The sequence below is a fragment of the Pseudomonas silensiensis genome, assembly GCF_050434865.1.
Lineage (GTDB): Bacteria > Pseudomonadota > Gammaproteobacteria > Pseudomonadales > Pseudomonadaceae > Aquipseudomonas > Aquipseudomonas fluorescens_W.
The window spans coordinates 29,950-45,439 of sequence record NZ_JBNDJH010000009.1 but is presented as its reverse complement, the minus strand read 5'-3'; the positions used below and the strand labels follow the sequence as shown (position 1 = coordinate 45,439).

The 15,490-nt window shown below is 60.3% G+C and carries 12 protein-coding genes; 1 reads left to right on the top strand and 11 read right to left on the bottom strand.

Features of this window, described 5'->3' with window-relative positions:
• The first annotated feature begins 265 nt into the window (after positions 1 to 265).
• On the top strand, positions 266 to 955 hold the full coding sequence (locus QF010_RS14755; protein WP_429533398.1) for an NYN domain-containing protein: 690 nt from the start codon (positions 266 to 268) through the stop codon (positions 953 to 955).
• On the opposite strand, the gene QF010_RS14750 is transcribed toward QF010_RS14755, so the two are convergent.
• The 11 genes from QF010_RS14750 to QF010_RS14700 all read right to left on the bottom strand — a co-directional run bounded on the left by QF010_RS14750 (position 936) and on the right by QF010_RS14700 (position 15,406).
• Positions 936 to 2,528, bottom strand: coding sequence for an efflux transporter outer membrane subunit (locus tag QF010_RS14750; protein WP_429533397.1), 1,593 nt, complete (start codon positions 2,526 to 2,528; stop codon positions 936 to 938). The two genes, QF010_RS14755 and QF010_RS14750, sit on opposite strands and share 20 nt — an antisense overlap.
• Positions 2,525 to 3,589, bottom strand: a complete 1,065-nt coding sequence (locus QF010_RS14745; RefSeq protein WP_429533396.1) for an HlyD family secretion protein — start codon at positions 3,587 to 3,589, stop codon at positions 2,525 to 2,527. Before QF010_RS14745 ends, QF010_RS14750 begins: the two co-directional genes overlap by 4 nt.
• A gap of 26 nt (positions 3,590 to 3,615) precedes the next feature.
• Positions 3,616 to 5,151, bottom strand: a complete 1,536-nt coding sequence (locus tag QF010_RS14740; RefSeq protein ID WP_429533395.1) for an MFS transporter — start codon at positions 5,149 to 5,151, stop codon at positions 3,616 to 3,618.
• 218 nt (positions 5,152 to 5,369) lie between these two features.
• Complete coding sequence (locus tag QF010_RS14735) at positions 5,370 to 6,290, bottom strand: LysR family transcriptional regulator (RefSeq protein WP_033058671.1); 921 nt, start codon at positions 6,288 to 6,290, stop codon at positions 5,370 to 5,372.
• A 201-nt stretch (positions 6,291 to 6,491) separates the two neighbouring features.
• A complete protein-coding gene (locus QF010_RS14730; protein WP_033058673.1) occupies positions 6,492 to 7,358 on the bottom strand; it encodes an ABC transporter permease in 867 nt (288 codons plus the stop codon).
• Between the two features lie 20 nt (positions 7,359 to 7,378).
• Positions 7,379 to 8,239 carry an ABC transporter ATP-binding protein gene (locus QF010_RS14725; RefSeq protein WP_033058675.1) on the bottom strand — a complete coding sequence of 287 codons (861 nt, stop codon included), beginning with the start codon at positions 8,237 to 8,239 and terminating at the stop codon, positions 7,379 to 7,381.
• Between the two features lie 5 nt (positions 8,240 to 8,244).
• Positions 8,245 to 9,270: an ABC transporter substrate-binding protein gene (locus QF010_RS14720; protein WP_150656914.1), complete on the bottom strand. Its 1,026-nt coding sequence runs from the start codon at positions 9,268 to 9,270 to the stop codon at positions 8,245 to 8,247.
• 18 nt (positions 9,271 to 9,288) lie between these two features.
• Positions 9,289 to 10,185: a TauD/TfdA dioxygenase family protein gene (locus QF010_RS14715; RefSeq protein ID WP_429533394.1), complete on the bottom strand. Its 897-nt coding sequence runs from the start codon at positions 10,183 to 10,185 to the stop codon at positions 9,289 to 9,291.
• Positions 10,186 to 10,497: 312 nt separating this feature from the next.
• The gene (locus tag QF010_RS14710; RefSeq protein ID WP_429533393.1) at positions 10,498 to 11,865 is read right to left on the bottom strand and encodes an HlyD family type I secretion periplasmic adaptor subunit; all 1,368 of its coding nucleotides are present in this window, start codon (positions 11,863 to 11,865) and stop codon (positions 10,498 to 10,500) included.
• On the bottom strand, positions 11,855 to 14,011 hold the full coding sequence (locus tag QF010_RS14705) for a type I secretion system permease/ATPase (RefSeq protein WP_033058683.1): 2,157 nt from the start codon (positions 14,009 to 14,011) through the stop codon (positions 11,855 to 11,857). Before QF010_RS14705 ends, QF010_RS14710 begins: the two co-directional genes overlap by 11 nt.
• 42 nt (positions 14,012 to 14,053) lie before the next feature.
• Entirely contained in the window at positions 14,054 to 15,406 is a 1,353-nt protein-coding gene (locus QF010_RS14700; RefSeq protein WP_429533392.1) for a TolC family outer membrane protein, read from the bottom strand.
• Positions 15,407 to 15,490: the final 84 nt, after the last annotated feature.

Below are 15,490 nucleotides of genomic sequence, written 5' to 3'. Positions count from 1 at the left end.
GCACCTCAACACTCTTCCTGTAACAATCACTAATAACTCAGGCCAACAACGCCTTGACCATCACCTAGGTCGGTGATCAAAACTGACTCGTCGGCGCTGGAGTGCATGCCGTCGTGTAGCTCCTGGTCAATCGGTGGTTGACGTGCGTGGCGAGCACGACTTAGGATCGCTCCAACTCAACCCCGTACGCAGAGATTCAATTCTCTGGCAGTTGGGGTGAAGAAACCGGCCTAGGCCGGTTTTTTCGTTTTTGAGGATTCAGTTCGTGCGCACCGCTTTTTTTGTTGATGGCTACAATCTGTTTTATGGGTTGCTCGCGGGCACTCCCTATAAGTGGCTCAACCTCAACGGCCTGCTGGCCCATGTCGCACATATCGAAAACCCGCAAAGCTCAATCATCTCCGTTGATTACTTCACTTCTTCCGTCAAACCGATACTCGCCACTCGGGGCAGAATCTCGAAAGAGGCGCAGGACTCCTATGTGCGAGCACTGAAAGCTACCAAAGTAACGGTGCACTATGGCCGGCACTCGCTCGAACCGGCGAAAGCTCCGCGCTTCATCGACAGGAAAACAGGCGCTTCCCGTCAAGACAAGGTCGACATTTGGAAGCTTGAAGAGAAAGAAACGGATGTTCACATCGCGATCAGCATGTACCGCACTGCTACCAAGCAAGCCGCTCTTGAAGTGCATGACCGTATTGAACAACTCGTACTGGTTTCCAGCGACACAGACATGACTCCCGCCCTTAAAGCTATTCGCGAAGATTTTCCTGACATAACTATCGGGGTCATTCTTCCTCATCGAGCTGAATTGAACTGTCCTTCACCAGGTTCGCTGAAGGAACATTCCCATTGGATGCGTCGAGTCATCTCTGCAGAAGAGTTGCAGTCACACCAGTTTCCAGCTCGAGTACCAACTCATAAGGCCCTCGCCATCAAACCGGATTACTGGTAACTACATTTGCCACTGGATAAACCGACTCCCATCCCCCACCCAACGCCTTGTACAACCCGACCATCGCCAACGACACGCCGGTCGAGCTCTCCACGAACTGTTCCTGAGTCGCCAACAGCGCGCCTTGCACCGTCAGTACGTTAACGAAATCCACCACCCCTTCCACGTATTGCTGTTGCGCGGCGCGCAGGGCGATCTGGTTCTGGCGGACGGCTTCGGCAAGGCTGTCGCGACGCAGTTGGCTGGCGTTGTAGGCGGTCAGTTGATCGTCGATTTCATGCCAGGCGCGCAGCACGGTTTGCTGGTAGGCGATAGCGGCTTCCTGTTGTTGGGCTTCGCGCAAGTGCAGCATGCCGCGCAGGCGACCGCCGTCAAACAGCGGCAAGCTGAATTGCGGGCCGATACCGAAAGACCGCGAGCCCCAGGAACCGAAATCACTGAGCTGCATGGCTTGCGATCCGATGTTGCCCGACAGGGTGATCCGCGGATAGAAATCACCCTTGGCCACACCAATGCTCGCGGTTGCGGCATGCAGACGGGCTTCGGCCTGGCGGATGTCCGGGCGGCGTTCGGCCAGTTGCGACGGCAGGCCGATTGCGACCTGACGCGGAGTTTGTGGCACCGGGGCGTCTGTGGATAACTCGGCAGACAGCGCTTGCGGCGGCTCGCCCATCAACAGGCTCAAGGCGTTGATCAGTTGCGACTGGCGCTGCTCCAGCGCGGGCAGACGCGACTCGATAGCCGCTACCTGGGCGGCGGCTTCGGCGACATCCAGGTCGGTGGCGACACCGTCAGACAGGCGCAGCTGCGAAAGCTTCAGACTGTGGCGGGCGACGTCGAGATTCTCCTCGGTGACGGCGCGCGTACTTTGCACACCGCGCAGCTGAATGTAGTCCTGAGCGGTTTCGGCGAGCACCGACAGCAGCACGCCACGTCGGTCGTTTTCCGCGACTTCCAGGGTGGCGTCGGCGGCTTCAGTTTCGCGACGCACACGGCCCCAGAAATCCAGCTCCCAGGATGCGGAGAAGCCTGCATCCCACAGGTTGTACGCCGAGTCACCGTTGTGTCCCGACGGATCGTTCAAGCCTTCGCCGCTGTTGCGTTTACGCCCGTAGCTGCCAGTGGCGGCGGTATTCGGGTAACGCTCGGCGGTGATCACCTGACGCACAGCGCGGCTTTGCTGCAAACGGCTGCTGGCGAGTTTCAGGTCGAGGTTGTCGGTCAAGACGCGCTGAGTCAGGGCCGAGAGTTTCGGGTCGTGAAACACCTCCCACCAGCGTTCGTCCATGGTTTCAGCGATGACTTGGCTGGCGGCGGACTTGGATGGTTTCGACCACTCGGCCACTTGTTGCGGCTGAGGTTTTTGGAAGTCAGGGCCGACGGTGCAGGCGCTCAGTGAAAACAGACTCAACACAATAGCTACTGAAGGAAAGCGGCTCTTGTAGCGAGGGGGCTTGTCGGAACGCCGCACCGTCCCGCTGGGCCGCGAAGCGGACCCAAAAAATGCGAGCGCTGCGCACTCGAGCGGGAGCAAGCTCCCTCGCCACAGGGTTGGGTGACTACCGAAATTCATCGCTGAACAACCTCATGCTTATCGGCACTGGCCGTATCAATACTCGCCTCAACCGACATCCCCACGCGCAACCGCTCCGCCAATGGCTGACCCGGATCGAGGACGATTTTCACCGGAATCCGCTGCACCACCTTGGTGAAGTTCCCGGTGGCGTTGTCCGGTTTGATCGAGGCGAACGTCACACCGGTGGCCGGGGCGATGCTCTCGACGCGACCACTCAGGGCCTGGCCACCGAGGCTGTCGACACGCACTTGCACGCCCTGCCCCGGCTGCATATCGGTCAGTTGGGTCTCCTGAAAATTGGCGACCACATAGGCTTGCGCAAGCGGCACCACCGCGAGGATTTTGCTCCCCGGCGTGACATAGGCGCCGACCCGAACGGCGCGCTCGCCAACCATACCGTCCTGAGGTGCAACGATGCGTGTGTAGGACAGCTCGTAGCTGGCCATTTCCAGCGCCGCTTGCGCCCGTTTCAATCCTCCTTCCGCTGCATCACGCTGGGCGGTGAGGATCTCCACCTGCTTGCGTTCCGCCGCCAGCACCGCCGTCACGTTAGCCAACCGCGCGGTGGCCTGATCGATGCGGGTCCGCGCTTGTTGGGCGTTCTGCACCGTGCCCGCACCCACCCCGGCGAGGTGGTTGTAGCGATTCAGTTCATGCTCGGCGAAGGCCATTTCCGCCTTGGCCGACACCACGGAGGCCTGGGCCTGAGCGATCACCGAAGCCTGGCGTTCAAGGGTCGCACGGGCATTTTGCAGTTGCGCCCTGGCCACCAGCGTTTCGGCGTCTGCCGCTTGGGCGGCGGCACGCAGATCACGGTCATCAATCAACGCCAGCAACTGCCCGGCCTTGACCTGCTGGTTGTCCTCCACCAGCACTTCCTTGATGAACCCGGCCACGCGCGGCACCACCAGCGTAAAGTCCGCCGAGACGAAGGCGTCATTGGTGTTCTGTTGTGTGCGCTTGCCGAACAGGCCGGGCGCCAGCAAATAAACCAGCACGCCGAGCGCCACCACCGCGGCGACGCCGACGGCCACTTTTTGCTTTGATTGAGTCGTCATAAAAACCTTCTGTTTCAGTGAAGCATTCAAGTCGGCGCGCGCGGCGGATAAATCCGCGTCGGCAGCCAGAAAATCAGCAGGATCAGCGCCAGTGCGACGCCGGCCATGCACAGATAAAGATCCGATGCCGTCAGCACCACGGCCTGCTCATGCAGCCGGTGGGCAAGGCCCGGGCTGTCGCTGTCGACCAGGGGGGAGTTGCCAAGGTTGTCCACCAGCATCACCGAGTGAAAATGCAGCCGTGAGGTGGTCAACGCCTCCAGCACGCCGGTGGCGACCACCGCCGCCAGGCCTTTTACGGTGTTGAACCAGGCTGAAGCGAAGGGCCCTTCCATCGGGCTGATGCTGCCGGTGGAGAGCATCAACAGCGGCAGCACCGCCATCGGCTGACCGAAAATTTGCAGCAGTTGCAGCACATAGAAGTCGTCGCGAATCCACACCGACGTCAGCTGCGACCCTCCGATGCAGGACAGCGTCAGCATGCTCAGACCGATACACAGCACCCAGCGGCAATCGACCCAGCGCAGGTTGCACAGCGCCGCCACCAACGGCAGCGCGATCAACTGCGGCAGCGCCGCCAGCAACATGATTGGCGCGGTCTGAACCGGGCGATAACCCTGCACCTGTGCCAGGTAGCTGGACGGAATGATGATCACCGCCAGCAGCACCACCAACACCCCGGCCAGGGTCAGCAAAGCGAACGAAAGGTTGCGGATGCCGAGCATCTGCATCTTGAAAAACGGCATCGGTTGCGACCATTCGTTGATCAGGAACAGCACCAACAGCAGCAATCCACCACCGAGTAATCCGCTGATCAGGTTCGACTCGAACCAGTCCAGCCGATTGCCTTGCAAAATGCCGATTACCAGCATGCAGATCGCCGGAAACCCCAGCAGCAAGCCGCGCCAGTTGAATTGTTTGAAGCGCTCGAGGCGCAACGGGTCCTGGGGCAAGCCATACGCCACCGCGACCATGGCGATCAGGCACGGTGCGATGATTTGCCAGAAGGTCCATTGCCACCCGACGTGTTCGGTCCACAACCCGGCCAGTGGCGTGCCGAGCCCCGGGCCGAACGTCGCGGTCAGGGCGTAACCAGCCAGACCATAAAGCTTCACGTTGGCCGGCAAAAAGCGCAGCGCGACGGTCATCAGCATCGGCGGCAACGCGCCGCCGGCCAGGCCTTGCAAGGTGCGCATAACCAGCAGGCTTTCATAGTTTGGAGCGAACGGGCACAACACGCCCAACAGAGTGAACGCGCTGATGGCGCAGAGGGTGAACCGTCGCAGCGAGAACGTCACCGAGCACCACGGGGCGAAAGCCATGGCCGCCACCGAGGTCGCGGTGTAACTGGCGACCAGCCAGGTGCCTTCGTCGTAGCCGATGGCCAATGCGCCGCGAATGTCGGCGAGGGCAACCTTGGTCACCATCTCGTTCAGGCCTGACACCAACACCGCCAACAACACGCCCACCAGACCGATGATGATCCGCGGACCAAAGACCGGTGGCGTGACGGCAGCCGGACTGGCCGCGGCGAGAGGTGCCGTGACCGTGAGGGAAGTCATGACTGCAAGCTCCGGGGTTTGAATACCGAAGCATTCTAAGAAGCGCGGGACCTTACGAAAATTGACTTATTGGCAGCTTATAAGTGCGTTTGACGCAGCAATACAACCCCCCCTGTAGGAGTGAGCCTGCTCGCGATAGGGCCATCACATTCAACATAGATGTTGACTGATCCACCGCTATCGCGAGCAGGCTCACTCCTACAGTGGAAGCGTTCACTTCAGGAAGGCTGCGCAGCTAACCACGTCTCGTCGCAGCAAGTTTTCAGGGTTTCGCGCAACCAACGATGGGCCGGATCCTTGTCGAAGCGTGGATGCCAGGACTGGGTCAGCATAATGGTCGGCAGCGGAATCGGTAGTGTGAAGGAACGCAGCTTCAGGCCCAGGCGCTGGACGCTCAGCAATGCCTCCTTGGGCACCGGCAGAATCAAATCGGAATCAGGCAAGGCAAACATCGCCGCATGGAAACTCGGCGCAATCACCGCCACCCGCCGCTCCAGTCCCAAGGCGTTGAGCGCGGTATCGATCGGGCCACGGGCGATGCCGCGACGGGACATGCTGATATGGGAAAACCCGGCGTAACGCTCGGCAGTGATTTCTTCGTCGAACAGCGGATGGTCTTCGCGAACCAGGCCGACGAAATGAGTAGAGAACAGATTCTGAATCTTCACTTCCGGGGTCAATGGCCGGGTATTGCTGATGCTCAGATCAATCCGCCCTTCGCGCAGCGCCTCATCATCGCCATCGCCTTCCGGCACAAAACGCAGTTCGCAGTGCGGCGCCTGACGATCCATAGTGTCGAACAGCTTTCCGCCGTAAACGCCGACAAAAAAGTCATTGGCCCGAATGTTGAACCGACGGCGCAACGTGCCCAGCTCCACCGCATCGGCCGAGCGAAACAACAACGCGGCCTGCTCCACCACGTCACGCACCTGCTCGCGCAACGCCAGCGCCTTGGGCGTGGGCACCAGGCCACGACCGGCGCGCACCAGGATCGGATCGCCGATGGCCTCGCGAATGCGCGTCAGCGTCCGGCTCATCGCCGCCGGGCTGAGGTTCATCCGCCGCGCGGCGCCCACCACGCTGCCCTCGTCGAGCAAGGCATCGAGGGCGACCAACAGGTTCATGTCCGGGAGTTGCATGCTGAGCACTCGTGTCTGATCTGGATTGATTCAGACGCAATGCTAGCAAACATCCGTGGGCTGATGTGCTGGTTGGGCGGGCCCCTTCGCGGGCAAGCCCGCTCCCACAGGGTTCTGTGTTGAACACATAGTCCACATCCACTGAAGATCACTGTGGGAGCGGGCTTGCCCGCGAAGGGGCCGGACCTGCCACCACAGAACTTAGCGCTGCATCCCCCAACGCTTCACCGTGACCCGCTCCAATGTGCTGAACACCAGGTTTTCCACCAGCAGGCCGATCAGGATCACCACCGCCAACCCGGCAAACACCTTGTCGGTGTACAGCTCATTGCGGTTCTGGAAGATGTACCAGCCCAAGCCGCCCTTGCCACTGGTGGCGCCGAATACCAGTTCGGCGGCGATCAGCGTGCGCCAGGCGAAGGCCCAGCCGATTTTCAGCCCGGCGAGAATCGATGGCAGTGCTGCCGGGATCAGAATGAACAGCACGAAGCGCATGCCTTTGAGGCCGTAATTGCGCCCGGCCATACGCAGGGTTTCCGAGACGCCGAGGAACCCGGCATAGGTGTTCAAGGCCAGCGCCCAAAGCACCGAATGCACCAACACGAAAATCAGACTGTTCTGCCCAAGACCAAACCACAGCAACGCCAGCGGCAACAGCGCAATCGCCGGCAGCGGGTTGAACATCGAGGTCAAGGTACTCAACAGGTCGCGACCGAATTGCGTCGACACCGCCAGCGTAGTCAGGGCAAACGCCAGCACGATGCCGATCAGGTAACCCTTGAGCAACACCACCAGCGAAATCCACACCTTGCCCAGCAACTCGCCACTGAGCAAACCGTCGTACAGCGCGCTCCCGGTTTGCAGAAAACTCGGCAGCAGCAGGTCGTTGTTCTGTACGCGGGCAACCACCTCCCACAGGACCGCGAGCAAAATCAGGATCAGGCTTTTGCGTAACCAGCCTTGTTGCCAGAGGCGCTGACCGAGCGGTAATTCACGCTCCAGCGGCACACTCGTCAGCGGCTGCAACACCGTTTCAAATTCTTCACGCGGGGATGATAAAAGGCTCATCGGGCACTCCTCTCAATGGCTCAATAAGCGATGCGGATGTCGGAGAAATCCAGCTCACGCCCGGTTTCCGGGGACTGACCTTCATCGAACAACAACCGATGGATGCGTCGCGCCGACTCCTGAAAGGCCACGCCGCCGAGGCTGTGCAAGTCGTATTGATGGCTGTGGACTTCCGCGCGCACTCGCCCCGGATGCGGCGACAGCAGCAGAATCCGGTTGCCCACCACCAACGCTTCCTCGATGGAGTGCGTGACGAACAGCAGCGTGAAGCGCACTTCTTCCCAGAGCAGCAGCAACTCTTCCTGCATCTTGCGGCGGGTCAGTGCATCGAGGGCGGCGAAGGGTTCGTCCATCAAGAGGATTTTCGGCTGCATGGCCAACGCCCGCGCAATCGCCACGCGCGCTTTCATGCCGCCGGACAAGGTATGCGGGTAGGCATCGGCAAACGCCGCCAGACCAACCTTGTCCAGGTAGTGCAGCGCTCGCTCCTCGGCCTCTTTGCGCTTGAGGGTTTTCGAGGCAAGCAGCGGAAACATCACGTTCTGTTTGACGGTTTTCCACGGCGGCAGTTGATCGAATTCCTGGAACACCACGATCCGGTCCGGTCCCGGGGCATGAACGGTTTGCCCCTGAAGCCGGATTTCCCCTTCACACGGCTGGATGAACCCGGCGACCGCCTTGAGCAGCGTTGATTTGCCGCAACCGGACGGACCGAGCAGCACAAAACGGTCTGCCGGATCGATTTCAAAACTGACCTGATGGGTCGCACGAACCACCCGCTGAGGCGTGCGGTATTCGAGGCTGACATTGTCGACCGACAGCAGCGCCTGGGCTGCCGCGATCGGTTTGCTGACCGTGTGGCCTTGCAAAGGGGCGTTCATCTCGGTCAGCTCCCTTGCAGCGGTTTGGTGTCCTGGAAGAAGTAGTCCTTCCACGAATCCGGTTTGTTTTTGATTGCGCCGACGCGGTAGAGGAATTCGGCCAGCGGGTAAGTATTTTTCGGCGTGACGCTGAATTCGAACTGCGGGTTATCGATGATTTTCAGCAGCGCGGCACGGTCGATTTTGGCCTTGGTGACACGGATGTAAGTGTCCGCCGCCGCGCCTTTATCGTTCTGGGCAAACTCGGCGGCCTCAGTCAGCGCCTGGACGAACGCCTTGTAGGTTTTCGGGTTTTCATCACGGAATTTCTCGGTGGCGAACAGCACCGTCGGCGAGTTCGGGCCAAGTACATCGTTGGAATTCAGCACAACGTGGACGTTAGGGTTGGCCAGCTCTTGATCCTGGAACGGAGGGTTGGAAAAGTGCCCGGTCAACTCGGTGCCGCCGGCAATCAGCGCCGCCGTGGCGTCGGGGTGCGGAACGGCGATGGTGTACTTGTCGAGGCGATTGAATTCCTTGTCGCCCCACTGCTTGGCGGCCGCGTATTGCAGGATGCGCGACTGCACCGACACGCCGACCGCCGGCACCGCGATGCGGTCCTTCTCGGTGAAGTCAGCGATGGTTTTGACCTTCGGATTGTTGCTCACCAGGTAGTACGGGAAGTTGCCGAGGGAGGCGACGGCTTTGACGTTCTGCTTGCCGTGAGTGCGGTCCCAGATGGTCAGCAGCGGACCGACGCCAGCACCGGCGATATCAATCGAACCGGAGAGCAACGCATCGTTGACCGCCGCACCACCGGAGAGCTGGGTCCAGTCGACCTTGATGTCGATGCCTTCCTGCTTGCCGTACTTCTCGATCAGGTTCTGATCGCGCACGACGTTAAGCAGCAGGTAAACGATGCCGAACTGCTCGGCGATGCGAATTTCACCTTCGGCGTGAGCCACGGTCGGTGCCACCAGGCTGCCGGCGATCAGGCTGAAACCCAGGCCGATGGCCGCGGCCAACGGTGCAAATGGAAGACGTTTGGACATGAGAGTTTCTCCGGCAAATCAGAAAGGCGCGTCGCCCTGGATGGTGGTGCGATACAACTTGCGGCGCAGGTGGCTTGGGCATCCGGCGGCGAGATGAATCAGCGAGCGGTTGTCCCAGAACACCAGGTCGTGGGCCTGCCATTGATGGCGGTAGATGTTTTGCGGCAGCACGCTGTGGGCGTAGAGCTCGTCGAGCAGTTGCTTGCTCTCGTCTTCCGGCAAACCAACGATGCGGGTGGTGAAACCCTCGCTGACGAACAACACCTTACGGCCGTTTTCCGGGTGAGTACGGACGATCGGGTGGACGACTTCTGCGACCTGAGCCAGTTGTTCCGGCGTCAGCGTCGGACGCCAGTTACCTTCGAACTTGGTCTCGCTATAGCGCGCGGTGTAAGAGTGCGCGGCGGAGCGGCCTTCGACGGCTTTGCGCAGCGTTTCGGGCAGGTTGTCCCAGGCTTTGTGCATGTCGGCGAACAGCGTGTCGCCGCCTTCGGACGGCAGCTCCTGAGCGTGCAGCATCGAGCCCAGGCTCGGCAGTTCTTTATAAGAAAGGTCGGAATGCCAGAACTTGCCGGCATCACCGAGGCCGATGGATTGGCCGTTTTCGATGATGTTGGAAACGATGAGAATTTCCGGATGCCCGGCCAGCAGGAACTGCTTGAGCACATGAATCTGCAACACACCAAAACGGCGGCTGAAAGCGATGTGCTGCTCGGGGGTAATGCGCTGGTCGCGGAACACCACGACATGATGATCCAGGTGCGCGCGGTGGATGCGGGCGAAGTCCTGATCATTGATCGGGCGGGACAGGTCGAGGCCGATGATTTCGGCACCGACGGCGCCACTGATCGGGCGGATATCGAAGGTTTGCGGCGCGATGTTCGCGGCGCTTGGGGAAGCCGTTGCTGCAGACATAAATCACTCCCACGCACGGCACGCTCAAGGGCGCGCGCGTCGATCAAGAAACTCACGGAGGACCCGTGTTGGTTCGTGTCGTGCGGCGCGCCGATTGGTCGGCAGGTACGCAGGAGAGTGACTTTATAGATATAAGAACTGAAGTTTAAATACCGTTAGCGAATAACTATATGGCAGAACAAGCGATGAGTCCCCTGTGGCGAGGGAGCTTGCTCCCGCTGGACTGCGTAGCAGTTCCCTTTTTTTTGGGGTAAAGAGGGGGCCGCTTCGCGCCCCAGCGGGAGCAAGCTCCCTCGCCACAGGTTTAGCGTCCTACCGCTCGTGCAGTGCTTCAGCCCGCGCCCGAATGATCGGTTTCAGCAGATAGCTCAGTACAGTTTTCTTGCCGGTAATGATATCCACCGAAGCCACCATCCCCGGGATGATCAACAACGGCTTTTCATCCGTCCCCAAGTGGCTGCGGTCAGTGCGCAGCTTGATGATGTAGTAAGTGGTTTTCTTGTCTTCGTCGGTGATGGTGTCAGCACCGATCTGTTCAAGCTTGGCCTTCAGCCCACCATAAATGGTGTAGTCATACGCCGTGAACTTCACCGTCGCTTCCTGTCCCGGATGCAGGAAGGCGATGTCTTGCGGGCGAACTTTCGCCTCAACCAGCAAGGTGTCGTCCAGTGGCACGATTTCCACCAGGTCGCTGCCCGGCTGGATTACGCCGCCAATGGTGTTGACCAGCAGTTTGTTGACGATACCGCGCACCGGCGATGTCACCAGCGTCCGGCTGACCCGGTCTTCCAGCGCCTTGCCGGTGGCCTGAGCCTTGTTCAGATCAGTGCGTGCTTCGTTGAGTTGAGTCAGTGCTTCGCTGCGGAACTTGCCGCGGGTCTCGTCGATTTTGCGCTGCACTTCCTTGATTGCCGATTGGGCGCGAGGAATGGCCAGGGTGGTCGCGTCCAGTTGCCCGCGGGTTTCAACCTCGGCGCGCTTGAGCCGCAGCACTTCAACCGGCGATACCGCGCCCTGGGCCACCAGCGGTTCGGACATGTTGATTTCCTGACGCTGCAGCGCAAGGCCGTTGCGGTACTGCGACTGCTTGGAAGTGAACTCGCGCAGCTCTTGCTGACGCTGGATCAACTGCTCCTCCAAACCACCAATCTCATCGTGCAGCTGCTGACGGCGGCTGATGTACAGCGACTCCTCGCTGGCGGCCTGACCGGGCACGGCCTTGAGCACGTCAGCCGGGAAGTTCAGCGGACGGTCGTCGACTTCCGCGCTTAAGCGTTCCACTCGCAGCAGCATCGACAACCGATCGGCCTCGGTTTCGCCGACGTTGGAGGCGAATCGCGTGTCGTCCAGGCGAATCAGCGGCGCACCGGCTTCGACGATCTGCCCTTCGGTCACGTACAACTCGGAGACGATACCGCCCTCCAGGTTCTGGATTTTCTGGATCTTGGACGACGGAATGGCTTTGCCGTCGCCCTTGGTGACTTCGTCGATCACGGCGAAGTTGGCCCAGAGCATCAGGAACACGAAGAAGCCGATGATCGCCCAGATGGTCAGTCGCACCACGCGTGGGGCGTCTTCGATCAGCGCTTTGTTGACCTCGGGAAGTGGCTGGCCATGCAGCGAATCGGAGCCTTTGAAATAACGGCCGATCGAATTCTTGAAACCCGACTTAAGCAACACTGATCTGCCCCTTTTTCAACGCTTCCATCACCGCGGCTTTCGGGCCGTCGGCGAGAATCTGTCCGCGGTCGATGACGATCAGACGATCCACCAGCGACAACAGCGAAGCCCGGTGCGTCACCAGCACCACGGTCTTGTTTTCAATCACCGCCGCAAGGCGTTGCTTGAGGCGTTCTTCGCCGGTGTTGTCCATGGCGCTGGTCGGTTCGTCGAGCAGCAGGATCGGCGGGTTGAGCAGCAACGCACGGGCCAGGGCGACGTTCTGGCGCTGACCGCCAGACAGGTTCTGCCCACGCTCGCCGACTTGCAGCTCATAACCTTGTGGGTGCAGACGGGCGAATTCGTGGACGCCGGCCAACTCGGCCGCTTGCAGCACCATTTCGTCTTCGACATAGCGCGCGCCCGACACCAGGTTGTCGCGCAGGGTGCCGGCCAGCAGCTGGATGTCCTGGGCCACGTAGCCGATGTTATGGCGCAATTCGCTGACGTCGATCTGACGGATATCGACGCCATCCACCAACAGGGCGCCGTCGTCCGGCTGGTAGAGACCTACGAGCAGTTTGGCCAGGGAGCTTTTCCCCGAGCCACTGCGCCCGATGATGCCGATCTTCTCGCCGGGCTTGATGATCAGGTTGATGTTCTTCAGCGCCGCGTTCTGTTGGTTCGGGTAGGTGAAATTCATCTGCCGGCATTCGATGGCGCCTTGCAGCACCTTGCGGCTCAGTGGGCGTTCCTCGAAGTTGCGCTCTTGCGGCAGCTCCATCATCTGATCGACCGAGGTCATGGTCACCCGCGCTTGCTGGTAACGCGTCAGCAGGCCGGACAGCGAAGCCAGCGGGCTGAGCGCGCGGCCGCTGAGCATGTAGCAGGCGATCAAACCGCCCATGCTCAGGTGACCATCGATGATCTGGTACACGCCGAAGACGATCATGATCACGCCGGCCAGTTGCTGGATCAGCAAGGTGATGTTCATCGCCAGACCGGAGAGCATTTTCACCCGCAGCTCGAGGCGGCTGAGGGTGCCGATGGTCTGCTCCCACTGATATTGGCGTTCGCTTTCGGCGTTGTTGACCTTCACCGCATCGAGACCGGCAAGGGTTTCGATCAGGCTCGACTGCCGCTCGGCGCCCAGCGCCATGGTCCTTTCCATGGTCGCCACCAGCGGTTTCTGCAAGGCATAGCCAATCAGCAGGGCGATCGGGAACGCCAGCACCGGAATCCACACCAGATGCCCGCCAAGAATCGCGATGACCATGAAGATCAGCAGCGTAAACGGCAGATCGATCAGGCTGGTGAGGGTCAGCGAGGCGAGGAAGTCCCGCAGGCTCTGAAACTCATGGATGTTCTGGGCAAAGCTGCCGACCCGGGCCGGGCGGTACTTCATGGCCATGCCGACGATGCGCTCGAACAACGTGGCCGAGATGATCAGGTCGGTTTTTTTCCCGGCCAGGTCCAGGCAGAGGCTGCGCAGGCTCTTGAGGATCAGGTCGAACAGGTACGCCCCGGTGATGCCGATGGCCAACACCCACAGGGTCGATTCGGCCTGGTTCGGCACGACGCGGTCGTAGACGTTCATCACGAACAGCGGCGCGGCCATGGCAATGATGTTGATCAGGAAACTGGCGGCGATGGCGTCGGCGTACAGCCAGCGCGAACGCTTGAGGGTATCGCGGAACCACGAGCGAGCGCGCGGGATCAGCGTGCCGTGATTAACGTCGAATTTGTGCTGGGGTTGAGCGAAGAACACTTTGCCGATGTAGTCATCGGCCAGCAGTTCGCGGCTGACGACACTTTCGCCACCGTCGCTTTCACTGGTCAGCAGCCGCGCCTGGTCTTCACCTAGCCAACCAAGCAGGACGGCACTGCGACCGTCCTTGAGCAGCAACAGCGCCGGCATGGCAATCGCCGGGATCTGCTCCAGTTTGCGCACCAGCACCCGCCCTTGCAGGCCGGCGCGAGCGGCCGCGCGGGGCAGCAATTCAACGCTCAGGCGCTGTTTGGGCAACGGCAGGCCGGTGGTCAACATCGCGGCGCTGGCCGGTTTCTGATGCAGGGTGCAAAGAGCCAGCAAGCCGTCCAGTAGTGGATCGTCGTGCAGCGCGCGTGGATCATGAATGAGTTGAACTCGACTGACTTCTGATTCCACGCTCGGCACTCTTGGCTAACAATTGAACAATGAAGGTTCTGCTCAATTCATACCGGGCAGTTGAACCTTGGGCTTCACGTCGTTCTGCACAACGGATGCCAACGGTGCGACCACTCCCTGGCTCTTGAGCAACTCGCCCATGGTCGCCTTGATTCGGTACTGAGTAAATAACTGAATGTTCTTGATCTCCGCCAGGCGACGAGACGCCGAGAACAGCTCGTTCTCACTGTCGAGCAGGTCGAGCAAGGTACGCTCGCCGAGGCTGAACTGCTTCTGGTACGCGGTGCGCACGCTGGTGCTGTGATCGACATATTGCTGGGCGATCGGCACCTGGGCATTGGCGTTGTTCAAGGCATTCCAGGCCAGGCCCAGCTCTTCGTTCAACACGCGCAAGGCGTTGTTGCGAATATCCAGTGCCTGGTTGGACAGGTAGGACTTGGATTCCAGATCAGCCTTGTTGCTGCCGCCGGCATACAGATTGAAGCGCATGCGCAACATGGCCTGCCATTCATTGCTGTGACCGTTCTGGCCATCGAGATCGTTGTCGGCGGTGCGGCCCAATTCAGCATCGAAGCGTGGGTAGAAGCTCGACTTGGCGGCGTCGTACTGTTTCTCGGCAGCGGCAATGTCGGATTCGGCAGAACGCAGGATCGGGCTGTTTTCCAGCATCTGCGCCCGGGCTTCATTCAGGTTGGCTGGCAACAACGCCATGAAATCGGAAGGACGTTCCAACTGATCGGGCATCTGGCCGACGGCGCTGAGGAAGTTGGTCTCGGCGTCAGCCAGGTTGGTCTGCTCGGTGATCAGGTTGTTGCGGGCCTGAGCCATGCGCGCTTCGGCCTGATCGAGGTCGGCGCCGCTGCCCACACCGCGCTGGGTGCGCAGTTTGATCTGATCGAAAATCCGTTCGTGGCTCTTCAGGTTCTCGGTGGCCAGGCGCACGAATTCGCGGCGGGTCAACACGTCGAGATACACCTGAGCGACGGTGAGTGCAGTGCGTTCGGACGTGCCAAGCAAGGAGTAAGCGCGGGAATTAACGGTGGCTTGTTGACGCCCCACTTCACTCGACGTCGCAAAACCGTCAAAAACCATTTGCGACAACCGCACACTCGACTCGCTGCGATTCAGGTTTTCCCAGTGATTGTTGTTGCCGGCGGCACGCGTGGTGACGTTGTCAGTGCCTTCGCGACCATAACCGCCCAGCAGATCAACCCGTGGGAGGTATCCACCTTTTGCTGCCTTTAACTGATAATCCGCGGCCAATCGACTGTTAACGCCTGCCTGGATTTCCGGATGGACATCCAGTGCCTGTTGCATGGCTTCCGGAAGGGTCTGCGCCTGAACAAAACCGGCGGCAAGGACGAAGGGTAAAGCCGTGAGCAGGTGCAAACGCATTATTGGAGTTTCCCGGAATTGCTTGTCTTGAATCACTGCAGAACGTGCCGCTGCATCGGATGATGACAACCGAAATGACCGCTT